Raw genomic sequence first — 15,055 nt, 5'->3', positions numbered from 1 at the left:
GGGTCTGGTTCACCGAGTGTTCTCCCCGTCGGCCCCCGGGACCTCTGGTTGCCACAACTTGCCGTGAACTATCGTGCTCGGTATGCCGCAGTTCGCCCGGGCGCTCGCTCCCGCCGCCCTCGCCGCTCTCATCGTCTCCGGCTGCGTCGACCCGGACCAGGGCGACGCCGCTGACCCGGCGGACGCGGGCGCCTCATCCGCGCAGGGCGAGGCGAGCGAGGTCGTCATCGCCGCGGGCGCCGAGCCGGACACCTTCAACCCCGCCCTCGGCTACGCCCGCTGGGGCGATGGCAAGGTCACCGAAGGTCTGGTGCGCCTCACCACCGACCTCACGCCCGAGCCGGCGCTCGCCGTGGAGCTGCCCGAGGTGTCCGCGGACGGGCAGACCTATACCTTTACCCTGCGCGAGGACGTCACCTTCCACGACGGGACGAGCCTGCAGGCGCAGGACGTCGTCGCGACCTACGAGGCCGCCCTCGACCCCGACAACGCCTCGCCGGTGGCGGCCGACCTCACCGCGGTCGCGGACGTCGAGGCGGTGGACGAGCGCACCGTGCGCTTCACCCTGAGCCACCCGCAGTCCGCCTTCGTCACGGCGACCGTGCTCGGCGTCCTGCCAGCCTCCGGTGCGCAGGCCCAGGCGCCGGACGAGATCGTGGGGACGGGCCCCTACCAGGTGGCCGACTACCGCTCCGGGGAGCGGTTGGTCCTCACCCGGCACGACGACTACTGGGGCGCGGCGCCCGAGGTGGAGCGCGCGACCTTCCTCTTCGTCGACGACGACGCCTCGCGCGCGGCCCGGCTGGCCTCGGGTGAGGTCGACGGCGCGCTGCTCCCGGCCCAGGCCCTGGCTCGCTTCGAGGACGACGACCAGTGGGAGGTCGTGCGCCGCGACACCGCCGACTTCCGCGCGCTCGTGCTGCCCGAGGCGGGCGAGGTGACCAGCGATCCCGCGATCCGGGAGGCACTGCATACCGGTCTGGACCGGGAGGCGCTGGTCGCGGGCGCGCTCGCCGGGGCGGGCCGCCCCGCGTACGGCCCGATCCCCCCGGAGGCGGTCGAGTACAACCCCGTCCTCGAGGTCGAGCCCGACCCGCGCGCCGCCGAGCAGGCCCTGGAGGACGCGGGCTGGACCGAGGCCGCGGACGGGGTCCGGGAGAGGGACGGGCAGCGCGCGGCCTTCACCCTCATGTATCCCGCCGGCGACACGCTCCGCCAGAACATCGCGCTCGAGGTCCAGGCGCAGGCCGCCGACCTGGGGATCGCGGTCGAGCCGGAGGGGCTGAGCTGGGAGGCGATCGAGCCGCGGATGGCGACCGACGCCCTCGTCTACGGCACCGGCAACCCCTACAACGCCGACCTGTCGACCTACCCGCTCTTCCACTCCTCGCGGGCCCTGCAGGGCTTCGACAACCCGGGCGGCTACGCCTCGGAGGAGATGGACGCGGCGCTGGAGGCCGGTCGCACCGCGGCTGACGAGGCCGGCCGGGTGGACGCCTACGCCGAGGTGCAGGAGCAGCTCGCGCAGGACCTCCCGTGGGTCTTCCTCGCCTACGTCGAGCACGACTACGTCCTGCGGGCCGACACCTGGTCCGGGTATGACGTGCCGCTCGTCGAGCCGCACGAGCACGGGCTCCAGGGCGGGCCGTGGTGGAACCTCCCGTCGTGGACGATCCCCGCGGGGTGACCCCGGCCGGGGCTGCGCGAGACGCCCGGTCGTGGCGGACGGGTCGGGCCCTCGACCCACGCGCCGGCTCCCTGACGCGGCTGGTGCTCGCCCGCCTGGTCCTCCTGCCCGTCCTCGTCGGGGTCGTGACGCTCGTGATGTTCGCGCTGGCCCAGCGCACCCCCTTCGACCCGGTGCTCGCAGCGCTCGGGGAGCGGGCCCTGACCCTGGACGGGCCCACGCTGGAGGCGATGCGGGCCCGGATGGCCGACACCTCGGCGGTGCAGCAGTGGGCCACCTGGTGGGGCAACGCGCTCCAGGGCGACCTCGGCACCTCCTCCAGCCAGCGTCAGCCGGTCTCGACCGTCATCGCGCAGCGGCTGCCCTGGACGCTGGGCCTCATGACCGTCGCCCTCGCGCTGTCGGTGCTGGCCGGGCTGGTCGTCGGGGGCTGGGCCGGCACCCGGCCCGGCTCCTGGGCCGACCGGGTCGTCGGGGGCTCGCTGCTGGCACTGCAGGCCGCGCCGCCCTTCTGGGTCGGCCTCGTCGCCGTGTGGGTCTTCGCGGTCTGGCTCGGGTGGCTGCCGACCGGGGGCGCGACCACGCCAGGGGCCGACGCGGTCGCCGTGGGCGACGTGCTGCGGCACGCGGTCCTCCCGGTGCTGGTGCTGGCGGCCTCCCAGCTGCCGTGGTTCGCGCTCGTGGTGCGCGACGCGACCCGCGACGCGCTCGCGGGGCTGCCGGTCCGCGCGGCCTGGGCGCGCGGCATACCTCGCTCCCGGCTGCTGCGCGACCACGCGGTGCGCCCCGCGCTGCTGCCGCTGCTCACCGTGCTCGGGGTGCGGGTGCCCGAGCTCATCACCGGGGCGGTGCTGGTCGAGACCGTCTTCTCCTGGCCAGGGATCGCCAGCGCGACCGTCGAGTCGGCGCTGCGCCTCGACTTCGCGCTGCTCGCCGCACTCACCGTGCTCACGACCGTGCTGGTGGTGCTCGGCAACCTGGCCGCGGACGTGGGCTACCGGCTGGTGGACCCTCGGGTGGGGGAGCGCGATGGCTGAGGGCTGGCGCACGCTTCGTGACGAGCGGGCCCGGCCCTGGGCGGCGCCGCGCCGCACGGCCCGGGCCGGCGCCCTCTGGTGGTGGGGGGCGCTCGCGGCGCTGCTCGTGCTGGTCCTGCTGCTCGGCGCGGGCGCCGGGGATCAGCGGGCCGACTTCGGACGCGCCTTCCTGCCGCCCTCGCCCGAGCACCCGTTCGGCACCGACGAGGCGGGCCGTGACCTGCTCGTCCGCAGCCTCGGCGGGGCCCGCGTCTCGCTGCTCGTCGGGCTGGTGGCGGCGCTGGTCTCCTCCGTGGTCGGGGTGCTGGTGGGTGGGCTGGCCGGGTCGCTCGCGACGAGGGCCGGGGGAGGAGTGGTCGATGGCCTGCTCATGCGCCTCGTGGACGCCGTCAACGCCCTGCCGCACCTCGTGCTCGGCATCGTCATCGTGGCGCTGCTCGGCCCCTCGCTGACCAGCGTGATCCTCAGCGTCGCGCTCACCCACTGGACCACCACCGCGCGGCTGGTGCGGGCCGAGCTGCTGGCGCTGCAGGGAGCCGGCTTCGTCGAGGCCGCGGTCGGCGCGGGAGCGAGCCGGTGGTGGGTGCTCTCGCGGCACCTGCTGGCCCACGTCCTGGGCCGGGTGCTGCTCGCGACCGTGCTCATGGTGCCGCACGCGATCATGCACGAGTCGGCGCTGAGCTTCCTCGGGCTGGGGCTGCCCGACGACCGGGCCTCGCTCGGCACGATCATCGAGCAGTCGCGGGCTGCGGTGCTGGCCGGTCACTGGTGGCCGGCCGTGCTGCCGGGCCTGCTGCTCGTCGCGCTGAGCCTGGCGGTCTTCGCCCTGGCGGAGCGGCTGCGGCCGGAGTCGCGGGGGCGGGCATGAGCGAGGAGGGGTATGCCGGCGGCGTGGGCGACGCCGGCGGTGTGTCCGGCGCGGGCGGTGCGCGAGGCGCGTCCGGCGCTGACGGTGCGTACGGCGCGGGCGGGTTGCGGGTCGAAGGCCTCGGCGTCGCGCTCCCGGACGGACGGGGCGGGCACGAGACAGTGCTGGAGCAGGTCGATGTCGAGGTGCGCCCTGGTGAGCTCGTGGTGCTCCTCGGCCCCAGCGGGGCCGGCAAGTCGACCCTGGTCGCCGCGCTGCTGGGTCTGCTCCCGGCGGGCGCGCTCGTGCGCGGCGGGGCCTGGTGGGACGACTGGGCGACCGGCGGGACCGATCTGCTCGACCCGGACCCAGGTGTCCGGGAGCGGATCCGGGGGCGGCTGGCGGCGTGGTTGCCGCAGGCTCCCGCGTCGGCCCTGACCCCGGTGCTGACCGTGGGTCACCACCTGGAGGAGACGGCGCGTGTGCACGTGCCCACCGCCGACGTCGAGCCCACCGTCGACGCGGCGCTGGCACGCCATGACGTCGATCAGTCGTGGCGCCGCCGGCTCCCCTCGCAGCTCTCCGGCGGGCAGGCGCAGCGGGTCTCCAACGCGCTGGCCCTCATCGGGGACCCCGGCCTCGTGCTCGCGGACGAGCCGACGACCGGCCTGGACCGCCCGCGCGCCGACGCCGCAGCCGCCGGGCTGGCGGAGATGGCCCACGACGAGGGCCGGGCCGTGCTCGTCGTGACCCACGACCTCCGGATCGCCGAGCAGGTCGCCGACCGCGTCATCGAGCTCGACGGCGGCCGGACCCGTCAGGAGCCGGCTCCCGTGCACGAGGTCGTCGAGCGCGCCCGAGGGGCGAGCCACCACCTGGCGCCTCACCGTCGGGTGGCGGACCGCCTGCACGTGGTCACCGAGGCGCCGGAGCGGCCGAGGGCGCCGGGTCGTCCCGGTCCGAAGGCCGCGGGCCTGACCGCGGTCCAGGTCACGCTCCGACGCGGCAGAGGGGTCGTCGTCGCCGAGGACGCCACCCTGGAGGTTCCCCCGGATCGCACGACGGGCCTGATGGCGCCCTCCGGCGCGGGCAAGACCACGATGCTGCGCACGCTCGCGCTGCTCCACCCACCCGCGGCGGGACAGGTCGTGCTCGAGGGGGTGCCGGTGCGCGGCACGGGTCACGAGGTGCCCGCCGCCCTGCGGCGTCGCATCGCCTACGTGCCGCAGGACCCGCGCCAGGCCGTCGACCCGCGGTGGACGCTCGGGCGCTCGCTGGCGGAGCCTCGACGGCTCGCCGGCGACCCGGTGGACGACACCGTCCTCGCGCAGCTGCTGGATGGCGTGGGACTGCCGCCCGGCCTCGCCGCGCGCCGTCCCGACGAGGTGTCCGGCGGCCAGCTGCAGCGGGTCGTCCTCGCCCGGGCGTTGTCGCTGGGCTCGGACTACCTGCTCCTCGACGAGCCCACGTCGATGGTGGACGCGGCCACCGCCCGCGCGGTCGTCCGCGCGGTGCACGAGCACCAGCACGCGACGGGGTGCGGCGTCCTGGTCGCCTCGCACGACGAGGAGCTGCTCCGGACCTGGTGCGACCGCGTCGTGGAATGGTGAGCCTCCGTTCCCCGTCGCCCCCATCAGCCCGAACCCCGCGCGCGAGGGCTGAGAACGTGCACCCCGCGAGCCGCGCCCCCGGTCTTCGACCGGCCCGGCGCGCCGGGTGACGGGCTGCATACCCCTCCGACGGGGTGAGGCGCAACAATGGGGGCCATGAGCCCCGTCCCGTCTGTCTCCAACTCCATCACCGTCCGGCTCGAGCTGCCGGCCCGCGTGACCGCCGTCTCCGAGATCACCACGGCCGTCTCCGACGTGGGCGGCATGGTCACCGCGGTGGACATCAGCGACTCCGGGACGGAGCGGCTGCAGGCCGACCTCACCGTCGCGACCTACGGCACCGACCACGCCGCGGAGGTCGTCGAGGCGATCGGCGCCATCGACGGGGTCGAGATCGGGCGCGTCAGCGACCGCACCTTCCTGGCCCACCTGGGCGGCAAGCTCGAGATCAAGTCCAAGCTGCCGATCCGCAACCGCGACGACCTGTCGCTGGTCTACACACCGGGCGTCGCCAAGATCTGCCAGGCCATCGCCGAGAGCCCGGAGGACGCCCGGAGCCTCACCATCAAGCGCAACACCGTCGCGGTCGTGACCGACGGCTCGGCGGTGCTCGGGCTCGGTGACATCGGCCCCCTGGCCGCGATGCCGGTCATGGAGGGCAAGGCCGCGCTCTTCAAGCGCTTCGCCGACATCGACGCCTTCCCGATCTGCCTCGACGCCACCGACGCCGACGAGATCGTCCGCATCGTCAAGGCGCTGGCACCGGGCTTCGCCGGGATCAACCTCGAGGACATCTCCGCGCCCCGCTGCTTCGCCATCGAGGCCCGGCTGCGCAAGGAGCTGGACATTCCGGTCTTCCACGACGACCAGCACGGCACGGCCATCGTCGCGCTCGCCGCGCTCACCAACGCGCTGCGGGTCGTGGAGAAGGACATGGGCGACGTCAAGATCGTCATGTCAGGCGCGGGGGCCGCCGGGTCGGCGATCATGCGGCTGCTGTTGCGCGCCGGGGCCCGCGACCTGGTCGTCGCGGACGTGGACGGCGTCATCCACGCTCGGCGCGCCGACGTCATGCGCGGCGACAACGGCAACCTCGCCTGGATCGCGAGCCAGACCAACCAGGCCCTCGAGACCGGCACGCTCAAGGACGCGCTCGTGGGTGCCGACGTCTTCATCGGGGTCTCCGCGGGCGGCATCCTCACCGGTGACGACATCGCGACGATGAACGAGGACGCCATCGTCTTCGCGATGGCCAACCCGACGCCCGAGGTGGACCCGGTCGAGGCGGGTCGGCACGCCACGGTCGTCGCCACCGGGCGCAGCGACTTCGCCAACCAGATCAACAACGTGCTGGTCTTCCCCGGGGTCTTCCGGGGTCTGCTCGACGCGCAGAGCGACCACATCGACGACGACATGCTCGTGGCGGCGGCGACCGCGCTGGCCGACGTGGTCAAGGCCGACGAGCTCAACCCGACCTACATCATCCCCAGCGTCTTCAACGCGCAGGCCACCAAGGCCGTCGCCCGGGCGGTGGAGGCCGCCGCGAAGGCCCGACACGGCGACCAGGGCGCGTCGAGCTGAGCGCACCGCCGCCGGGGCGCGACCAGGGCCCCCTGGACCTGTGGGTGCTGTATGCCTGGCTGGCCCTCGGGGTCAGCCTGCTCATCCAGTGCTACGGGCTCTATGCCCCGTCCAGCCCCGGCCCGGACGGCGTGCCCGGGCTCGACAAGATCGGCCACCTGGTGGCCTTCGCGGTGCCCGCGGCGCTCGCCTGGTGGCTGCGCGCGCGCTGGGTGGTGCCGGTGCTCGTGCTGCACGCCCTGGTCAGCGAGCCGCTGCAGCAGGCGCTGTCTCCGGAGCGCTCGCTGGACTGGCTCGACGCGGCCGCCGACCTGGTCGGCATCGCCCTCGGGGTCTGGGTCAGCGCGACGTGGGCCCGCCGGTCGGGTCATGATGAGGGTATGCCGTCCGCTCCCGAGCAGCGCTGATGTCACCGCGCGCGCAGGCGCCGGCCGGTCCGCTCGCCGGTCGGCTGCTCGTGGCGACGCCGCTCACGGGCGATCCGTTCGCCGAGGCCGTGGTGCTCGTGCTGCACCACGACGAGGAGGGGGCGCACGGCCTGGTGCTCAACCAGCCGATGGAGGCCGGGGTCGACGCCGTGCTGCCGGAGTGGCAGCCCTTCGTCACCGACCCGGGCGTCCTCTTCCGCGGCGGCCCGGTCGGCCGCGACACGGCGATGGGCCTGGTGAGCGTCCCGGGGCACGACCCCGGCGACCCGCCCCTGGGCACGCAGCTGCTCTTCGGCGGCATCGGTCTGGTCGACCTCGACGCCCCCGCGCCGCTCGTGGTGCCGGAGCTGGGCGCCTTCCGGATCTTCATCGGTTACAGCGGCTGGGGCTCCGGGCAGCTGGACTCCGAGATCCGTCAGGGCGCCTGGCAGGTGGTGCCGCGCGAGCCCCGCGACCCCTTCCACGAGCAGACTGGCGAGCTGTGGCGTGAGGTGCTGCTGCGCCAGCGCTCACCCGTGTCCTTCCTCACGACCTACACCGACAGCCCCGAGCTCAACTGACCAGCAGCCTCGTCTGCTCACACCGAGAGCCTCGCGACGCCCCGTCCTACACTGGCGACATGTCCGACCAGCCGCTCGATGCCCCCGAGGCCCCGACCGCCCCGTCGACCCAGACCGCGCTCCTGGAGCGCGAGGACACCCGGGTCGAGCCCGACCTCTCCGAGCCGGGCGACCACGAACGCTTCGCGCACTACGTGCGCAAGGAGAAGATCATGGAGTCCGCGATGACCGGCAACCCGGTGATCGCCCTGTGCGGGAAGGTCTGGATCCCGGGCCGAGACCCGGAGAAGTTCCCGGTCTGCCCCATGTGCAAGGAGATCTACGAGGGGCTGCGTGAGCCCCAGGACGGCGGCGGTTCGGACGGCTCAGGCGGTGGCGGGCAGGAGTGAGCGCTCGGCGCCACGGCGCACGCGCCCGACACGCGTGGAGGGGCGGCAGCAGGCAACGCCGTCTCTCTCCACTCGCCTGGGTGGCCGTCCTGCTGCTCGGTATGACGCTCGGCGGCGTCGCCAGCTGGTGGGCGGCGACGTCGTGGCACCCGTTCGGCGTCGGCGTGGCGGGGGAGAACGAGCCGATCTCGTCGACGCCGACCACGGGGACCGGAGACCCGGCGCCGGTGAGCGGCACCTACCTCACCGCGTGGTCCGAGGGTGACGTCGAGCTGCGCTATCACTACGACGACCACGACCTGACGCGGGAGGAGCTGCGCGGTCTGGTGGTCTTCTTCGACGGCGACGGCACCCGCAGCTTCGAGAGCCCCGACGAGGGTCGAGCCCAGCGGCTGGCCGTCGCCGCCGCAGAGGAGGATCGAGCCTTCGCCTTCCTCGACGCACCGACCGGCACCAGCTGGACCGCAGGCGACACCGAGCAGCACGCCGACGCCGTGCGTGAGCTGGTGCTGTCGCTCGCGGAGGGTCGTTCGGTGCTGCTCATGGGGTATTCGGGGGGTGCGGAGTTCCTCGCCGGCTCCGTGGTGCGGGAGGGCAGCGGGTGGCTGCCGGAAGACTCGGGGGTCCTCCTGGTGGGCGGCGGCGGCACCTACAGCCGCCCCGTCGAGCCGCCGGATGATCCTGCTCCATCGATCACCTGGGTGGTCGGTGACGACGACGGCTACGGCGCGACCGAGCCCGAGGACTGGTCGGCCCTCGAGGCCAGCGAGGTCGCGGTCGCGGCCTACCGGGAGGCGGGCTACGGCTCCGCCGAGCGCATCGTCGTCGAGGGCGGACACACCGACTACGACTTCGTCGCGCTCCTGCGCAGCCACGCCTCCTCCCTCGCCCGCTGACCGACCCAGCGGCATACCCGTCCGCAGACCAGGCGGGGTGCTCGCCCGCTCGACGTGAGGGTGATCGTGGCGTCCCCGCGTCCCTCAGCCCGCTCGGCGCTCCGTGGCCAGCCGACTCTCGTCGCCTCCGGCGGGCGGTATGCGTGGACCGGGTGGGGTCCGCGTGGTGGGCGGCCTCGTCGCCGTGGCGGTGGCCGGCATGGTCGCCTCGCAGGTGGTGCAGCCGCGGCAGTCGTCCCCTCTCCTCGGTCCCGTCGAGGAGGAGTCGACCACGGGCGCCGAGCGGGTGACTGTCGGCATACCCTCCGACCCCGACCCGACAGCCACAGATCTGCCGATCCCGGCCCAGGACCACGTCGAGGCCCCCCACGAGACCGACGGCGGCGCCGGGCGAGCGGCTGGGCGCACCGAGGACGCCGCGTCCCGGTCGTCGTCCGATCGGGGCTCCGACGACGTGCCCGCTCCGGCGGAGGCGCCGACTCGAGCCGTCGCCCCGACTCCCGCCGTCGCGCCGCCCGAGGAGCCGGCTCGCGCTGCCCCGGCCGAGCCCGCACCCACCGCCACCGCCACGTCCACGGCGGACCCCGGGCCGGTGTCGCCCACCCCGGGCCTGACCGCCCCCGACCCGCCGGCGCGATCCACGTCGACCCCCGCGCCCTCGACGCAGCCGACGCCGGCCCCGAGTGTCGCTCCGTCGGACGTGGGCACTCATCTCAGCTTCACGGCGAGCAACGGCCTCACCGTGAACTACCACCTGCTCGGCCACGGTCGCGGCCCGTCGACGCTGGACGGCACCGTCGCCTACGTCGACGGAGACGGCACCACGAGCTTCGAGAGCCCGGGCCAGGGGCGGGCCGCTGCCCTGGCTGTTGCCGCAACCTCGAGCAACCGGGCCCTGCTCTTCGTCGACGCCCCCCCACGGGAACCAGCTGGCGCGCGGGTGATCCGCAGCAGGCAGCGGTCGCGGTGCGCGAGCTGGTGCAGCAGGTCAGTCGCGGCACCGGCAGCAGCTCGGTCCTCCTGAGGGGCTACTCCGGGGGTGCGGAGTTCCTCTCGCGCCACCTGGCCCGCACCGGCACCGGGTGGATGCCGCCGGGCAGCGGCGTGGTCTTCGTGGGTGGCGGCGGGATCTACGGCGAGCAGGTCACCAGCCCCGCCACCGGCCCCCGCCTGACCTGGATCGTCGGTGACCGCGACGGCTACGGCGCGACCCAGCCGAGCGACTGGTCGGCACTGGAGGCGAGCGCGGCCGGCTTCGAGGCCTACCGGGCAACCGGCTACGCAGCCGCCACCCGCGTCGTGGTGCCGGGCGATCACGTCGGCTACGACCTCGCATCGATCGTCACCACCCAGGCGGCCGCGCTGGGTGGCTGACGCGGGCGGGCGCATACCACGTCGGGGTGCCTGTCCCGAGCACTCGTGCGCCGGGTGAGTCGGATCCGAAAAGGACCTATCGTGGGTCGCCGATGTCCACCTCAGCCGCCTCCCATCTGCCCCCCGCCTATCCCGAGCGTGCCGCCTGGGGGACGGCGGGCAAGCTGCGTGCCTGGCAGGCCGACGCCCTGGAGCGCTACCTCACCGAGCGCCCCCGCGACTTCCTCGCGGTCGCGACGCCGGGGGCCGGCAAGACGACCTTCGCGCTGCGGGTGGCGACCGAGCTGCTGGACCGCGGCGAGGTGCAGCGGATCTGCGTGGTCGCCCCGACCGAGCACCTCAAGACCCAGTGGGCCGAGGCGGCTGCCAAGGTCGGCATCCGGATCGACCCCCGCTTCGCCAACGCCCAGGGCCGGCACAGCCAGGACTTCGACGGCGTCGCCGTGACCTACGCGGGCGTCGCGAGCAAGCCGCTGCTCCACCGGGCCCGCACCGAGGCCGCGCGCACCCTGGTCATCCTCGACGAGATCCACCACGGCGGCGACGCGCTGTCGTGGGGCGAGGCGATCCGCGACGCCTTCGAGCCGGCGACCCGCCGGCTCGCGCTCACCGGCACGCCGTTCCGCTCTGACACGGCGGCGATCCCGTTCGTCCGCTACGAGCTGGACGCCCAGGGCATCATGCGCTCGCGCGCCGACTACACCTACGGGTATGCCGATGCGCTCCGGGACGGCGTCGTCCGCCCGGTGCTCTTCCTGTCCTACGGCGGCACGATGCGGTGGCGGACCAAGGTCGGCGACGAGCTGGAGGCGCGCCTGGGGGAGCCTCTCACCAAGGACCTCACCAAGCAGGCCTGGCGCACGGCGCTGGACCCCGCGGGGGAGTGGGTGCCGGCCGTGCTGCGGGCGGCGGACAAGCGGCTGACCGAGGTCCGGCGGCACGTCGAGGACGCCGGGGGCCTGGTCATCGCCTCCGACCAGCGCTCCGCGCGCGCCTACGCGGCGCAGCTGCGCGAGCTCACCGGTGAGCCGGCCACGGTCGTGCTCTCCGACGACAGCGGTGCCTCGGCGCGGATCGAGGAGTTCGCCCAGGGGACGTCGCGCTGGATGGTCGCGGTGCGGATGGTCTCCGAGGGCGTCGACGTGCCGCGGCTCGCCGTCGGGGTGTATGCGACGTCCACCTCGACGCCGCTCTTCTTCGCCCAGGCGGTCGGTCGCTTCGTGCGGGCGCGCCGACGGGGCGAGACTGCCTCGGTCTTCCTGCCCAACGTCCCGCTCCTGCTCAGCCACGCCGGGACGATGGAGCTCGAGCGTGATCACGCCCTCAACCGCAAGGAGTCCGACGAGGACCAGCTGTGGTCCGAGGAGGACGGGCTGCTCGCCGCCGCCCAGGCGGAGGAGGGGGCCTCCGACGAGCTGAGCGGCAGCTACGAGGCGCTGGGGTCGGACGCGGAGTTCGACCACGTGCTCTTCGACGCCGAGCAGTTCGGGCTCGGGGGGATGCCGGGGTCGGAGGACGAGGACGACTTCCTCGGGCTGCCGGGTCTGCTCGAGCCGGACCAGGTCGCGACGCTGCTGCGGGAGCGGCAGAAGACCCAGGTCGGCCGCGGCGGCGGGCGGGAGCGGGCCGAAGCCGTCTCGGCCCACCGGGCGCTGGCCGAGCACCGCAAGGAGCTCAACAAGCTGGTCTCGGCCTACGCCCAGAAGAAGGGGCAGCCGCACGCCGTCGTGCACGCCGAGCTGCGCCGGGCCTGTGGCGGCCCCGAGCTGGCGACGGCGAGCTCGGAGCAGGTGCGAGACCGGATCGAGGCGATCCGGCGCTGGTTCGTCGGCCGCCGCTGACGGCATACCTCCGGCTGTCGGTCCGCGCCTGTGCGCGTCCCTGTGAGACGGGCGTGCCCGCGCCCCAACCCGACCTGTGCACGCTCCCGTGGCCGGTGCGCAGGTTATGCCGTATGCACAGGTCGATGTGGCGTGCACAGGTGAGGATGTGGCGTGCACAGGTCGGTGTGGCGTGCACAGGTCGGGCGATCCGGCGGGTGAAGCCGGGCGCGACCGCTCGTCACGCCGAGGGGGTATGCCGTCCGCGCCCCCTGGCCATGGCGGCGCGGATCCGGCCGACGACGCGCTCGGGGTGGGCCAGGTCGTCCCAGGTCACGCGGACAACCTCGTAGCCGAGGGCCCGGAGCCGGTCCTCACGTCGCTTCTCCGCCATGAGGTCTGCGGGCGAACCGTACTTCACTGCCCCGTCGAACTCGACGATCGTCCAGGCGTCGCGCAGCAGGAAGTCGACGTAGCCGATCAGGTCGCCCCGCTCGTCGCAGATGCGGGCCTGGAGCTCGGGAGCCGGCAGGCCGGAGGTCGCCATGATCCATCGGCATCGTGTCTCACCGGCGGAGCCGCTGAGCGCGGTGGCCTGCTCGAGCACGGTCCGCACCGCAGGCGCGCCGTGCCCGAACGAGCCCTCCCGCTGCGCCTCCCGGAGACGCTCCATCGTCGTGAGCTCCAGGCGCAGGGCGATGTCGGTGCTCACCAGGCCAGGGACGAGGCCGAAGCTCCCAGTGACCTGCAGGCAGGCCAGCGCGACATCGGTCACGGGCGGATCGCCGTCCACGATCGAGTCCTCCCGCGCTGAGTCGGCGCGCTGGCCCACCACCCAGCCGGCGTCCACCGGCGGGTGGACGTGCACCACGTCGTCGCTACGCCCGCGCCGCCGGTCGGTCCGCACCAGGTGCACCCTGTCGTCGACCCCGAACGAGCCGATCTCCTGCACCGCGAGGGAGCTGTGGTGGCTCAGGGCGAAGGGTCGCCCCGGACCGCACAGCCCGGTCGCCACCGCCCGGGCCCGCAGCTGGTGACGCTCCCACGGTGGGGCGGCACGCCATACCTCTCCCGAGACGAAGCAGTCCCGCCGGACCCGCACCAGCACCCCGTCGGCCAGCAGCCGGCGGAGCTCGCTGTAGGTCGTCCCGAGGGCCCGCAGCTCGGCGCCGTGGATGACGTGGTGCTGCGCGGCCAGCCGCTCCCCCAGAAGGTCCATGGCCCTCACTCTGGCGCAGCGGCCCAGGGACTCGTGCCGGTTGTCCACAGCTGCACCCGCGGCTGCGTGATGGCCCCGGACCTGTGCACGCTCCCGTGACCGGTGCACACGATATGCGGTGTGCACAGGCCACCGGAGCGTGCACAGGTCCGAGATGGGGATACCGGATACGGTGCCGGTATGCCGATCGCGCGCAGGGGAGGGGCGAAGTTGCCGCCGGGGCCGAGGACGCCGGCGGTGCTGCAGACCGTGGCGGCGTTGCGGGACCGCCAAGGGACCTTCGAGCGGCTGCGCCGGCGCTACGGCGACCCGTTCACGGTGTGGTTCCACCCCGGTCCGCAGCGGCTGGTCCTCTTCAGCGACCCCGACGCGGTCAAGGACATCTTCGCCGGAGACCCGGTGGAGTTCAGCGGGGCGCTGGGCAACGAGATGCTGCGGGCCGCGATGGGCGACCGCTCGGTCATGCTCAACGACGGCGCCGACCACCGCACCATCCGGCGCTATCTCATGCCGGCCTTCTCACCCGCCGCCGTGGCGGCATACCGGCCCCTCGTCGAGCGCGCCGCCCGCGCCGAGGTGGACGGCTGGCCCGCCACCGGCACGGTCCCGACCCTGGAGCGGATGAGCGCGCTCACCCTGGAGGTGATGCTCGAGGTCGTGCTGGGGCGCAGCGACCCGGAGCGGCTGGCGCAGCTGCGGCCGCGGGTGCTCCGGCTGGTCGAGGTCGACCCCGTGGTCGTCGTCGGATGGCTCTATCCGCGGCTCCGTGCCCTGCCGCCGTGGCGCGGGCACGCCGCCAACCTGCGGGGGATCGACGCGCTCGTCCACGGCGAGATCGAGGAGCGGCGCGCGCGCACCCCGAGCACCGAGCCGACCGACGGCCCAGGCGAGCGAGATCTGCTCGACCACCTCCTGGCCGTCCGGGTCGACGACGCCCAGGGCTCGGCCCTCCCCGCGGCCGAGATCCGCGACCAGGTCGTGACGCTGCTGCTGGCCGGCTACGAGACGACGGCGTCCACCCTGTCCTGGACCCTGCACGAGCTGGGCCGCGACGCCGAGCAGCTCCAGGCCGCGCAGCGCGCCGCGGACGTCGGCGACGACGACCACCTGGAGGCCTGCGTCAAGGAGACGATGCGGCTGCACCCGATCATCGACTACGTCGCGCGCACCCTGCGCAGTCCCCAGACCGTGGGTGGGTGGGACCTGCCCGCCGGGGTCACCGTCTGCCCGGCCATCCTGCTCACCCACCACGACGCGGAGCACTTTCCCGAGCCGGGGGAGTTCCGGCCCGAGCGCTTCCTCGGCGACGGTGCGGCGCCGCACACCCACATCCCGTTCGGCGGTGGCGTGCGGCGCTGCGTCGGCGCCGCCTTCGCGCTCATGGAGGGCGTCGTCGCACTCGGTGAGGTGCTGCGCCGGTATGACGTGGTGGCGGACCGCCCGTCGCCCGTCCGGCTGCGCAACATCACCAACGTGCCGGGTGACGGCGCGCCGGTCCGGGTGCGTCAGCGCTCGACCAGCGGCGGCACCCTCGCGGTATGACGACGACGTCCGACCCCAGCCAACTCACCGCCCAGGAGCGCGAGGCCGACCTCGAGATGGACCAG

Annotated in this window: 14 protein-coding genes; 13 read left to right on the top strand and 1 reads right to left on the bottom strand. The window is 74.3% G+C overall.

Annotated elements, in window-relative coordinates; genetic code table 11:
* The first annotated feature begins 82 nt into the window (after positions 1-82).
* From AC5PYY_RS14810 to AC5PYY_RS14755, 12 genes are all read left to right on the top strand, one after another.
* Positions 83-1,687 carry an ABC transporter substrate-binding protein gene (locus tag AC5PYY_RS14810; RefSeq protein ID WP_493897555.1) on the top strand — a complete coding sequence of 535 codons (1,605 nt, stop codon included), beginning with the start codon at positions 83-85 and terminating at the stop codon, positions 1,685-1,687.
* The gene (locus tag AC5PYY_RS14805; RefSeq protein WP_493897554.1) at positions 1,666-2,724 is read left to right on the top strand and encodes an ABC transporter permease; all 1,059 of its coding nucleotides are present in this window, start codon (positions 1,666-1,668) and stop codon (positions 2,722-2,724) included. The genes AC5PYY_RS14810 and AC5PYY_RS14805 overlap by 22 nt, the downstream gene beginning before the upstream one ends.
* Complete coding sequence (locus tag AC5PYY_RS14800) at positions 2,717-3,592, top strand: ABC transporter permease (protein ID WP_493897553.1); 876 nt, start codon at positions 2,717-2,719, stop codon at positions 3,590-3,592. Before AC5PYY_RS14805 ends, AC5PYY_RS14800 begins: the two co-directional genes overlap by 8 nt.
* A complete protein-coding gene (locus AC5PYY_RS14795; protein WP_493897552.1) occupies positions 3,589-5,181 on the top strand; it encodes an ABC transporter ATP-binding protein in 1,593 nt (530 codons plus the stop codon). The genes AC5PYY_RS14800 and AC5PYY_RS14795 overlap by 4 nt, the downstream gene beginning before the upstream one ends.
* A gap of 156 nt (positions 5,182-5,337) precedes the next feature.
* Positions 5,338-6,762, top strand: coding sequence for an NAD-dependent malic enzyme (locus tag AC5PYY_RS14790; RefSeq protein ID WP_493897551.1), 1,425 nt, complete (start codon positions 5,338-5,340; stop codon positions 6,760-6,762).
* A 44-nt stretch (positions 6,763-6,806) separates the two neighbouring features.
* A complete protein-coding gene (locus AC5PYY_RS14785; protein ID WP_493897550.1) occupies positions 6,807-7,169 on the top strand; it encodes a VanZ family protein in 363 nt (120 codons plus the stop codon).
* Positions 7,169-7,750, top strand: coding sequence for a YqgE/AlgH family protein (locus tag AC5PYY_RS14780; RefSeq protein ID WP_493897549.1), 582 nt, complete (start codon positions 7,169-7,171; stop codon positions 7,748-7,750). The genes AC5PYY_RS14785 and AC5PYY_RS14780 overlap by 1 nt, the downstream gene beginning before the upstream one ends.
* A gap of 59 nt (positions 7,751-7,809) precedes the next feature.
* On the top strand, positions 7,810-8,139 hold the full coding sequence (locus tag AC5PYY_RS14775; RefSeq protein ID WP_493897548.1) for a DUF3039 domain-containing protein: 330 nt from the start codon (positions 7,810-7,812) through the stop codon (positions 8,137-8,139).
* 80 nt (positions 8,140-8,219) lie between these two features.
* Positions 8,220-9,035 carry a hypothetical protein gene (locus AC5PYY_RS14770; protein ID WP_493897547.1) on the top strand — a complete coding sequence of 272 codons (816 nt, stop codon included), beginning with the start codon at positions 8,220-8,222 and terminating at the stop codon, positions 9,033-9,035.
* 139 nt (positions 9,036-9,174) lie between these two features.
* The gene (locus AC5PYY_RS14765; protein ID WP_493897546.1) at positions 9,175-10,059 is read left to right on the top strand and encodes a hypothetical protein; all 885 of its coding nucleotides are present in this window, start codon (positions 9,175-9,177) and stop codon (positions 10,057-10,059) included.
* Positions 10,002-10,409: a hypothetical protein gene (locus AC5PYY_RS14760; protein ID WP_493897545.1), complete on the top strand. Its 408-nt coding sequence runs from the start codon at positions 10,002-10,004 to the stop codon at positions 10,407-10,409. The genes AC5PYY_RS14765 and AC5PYY_RS14760 overlap by 58 nt, the downstream gene beginning before the upstream one ends.
* Positions 10,410-10,501: 92 nt before the next feature.
* Positions 10,502-12,250, top strand: a complete 1,749-nt coding sequence (locus AC5PYY_RS14755) for a DEAD/DEAH box helicase (RefSeq protein ID WP_493897544.1) — start codon at positions 10,502-10,504, stop codon at positions 12,248-12,250.
* Between the two features lie 220 nt (positions 12,251-12,470).
* Here AC5PYY_RS14755 and AC5PYY_RS14750 read toward each other — a convergent pair whose 3' ends face one another.
* On the bottom strand, positions 12,471-13,448 hold the full coding sequence (locus tag AC5PYY_RS14750) for a DUF559 domain-containing protein (RefSeq protein WP_493897543.1): 978 nt from the start codon (positions 13,446-13,448) through the stop codon (positions 12,471-12,473).
* Positions 13,449-13,628: 180 nt separating this feature from the next.
* Between AC5PYY_RS14750 and AC5PYY_RS14745 the strand changes: the two genes are divergently transcribed.
* Entirely contained in the window at positions 13,629-14,990 is a 1,362-nt protein-coding gene (locus AC5PYY_RS14745; RefSeq protein ID WP_493897542.1) for a cytochrome P450, read from the top strand.
* Positions 14,991-15,055: the final 65 nt, after the last annotated feature.

This window comes from Serinicoccus sp. JS2-9, assembly GCF_059025165.1.
Note: the sequence above shows the minus strand (reverse complement) of the source record. Positions and strands in the feature narration are given on the sequence as shown.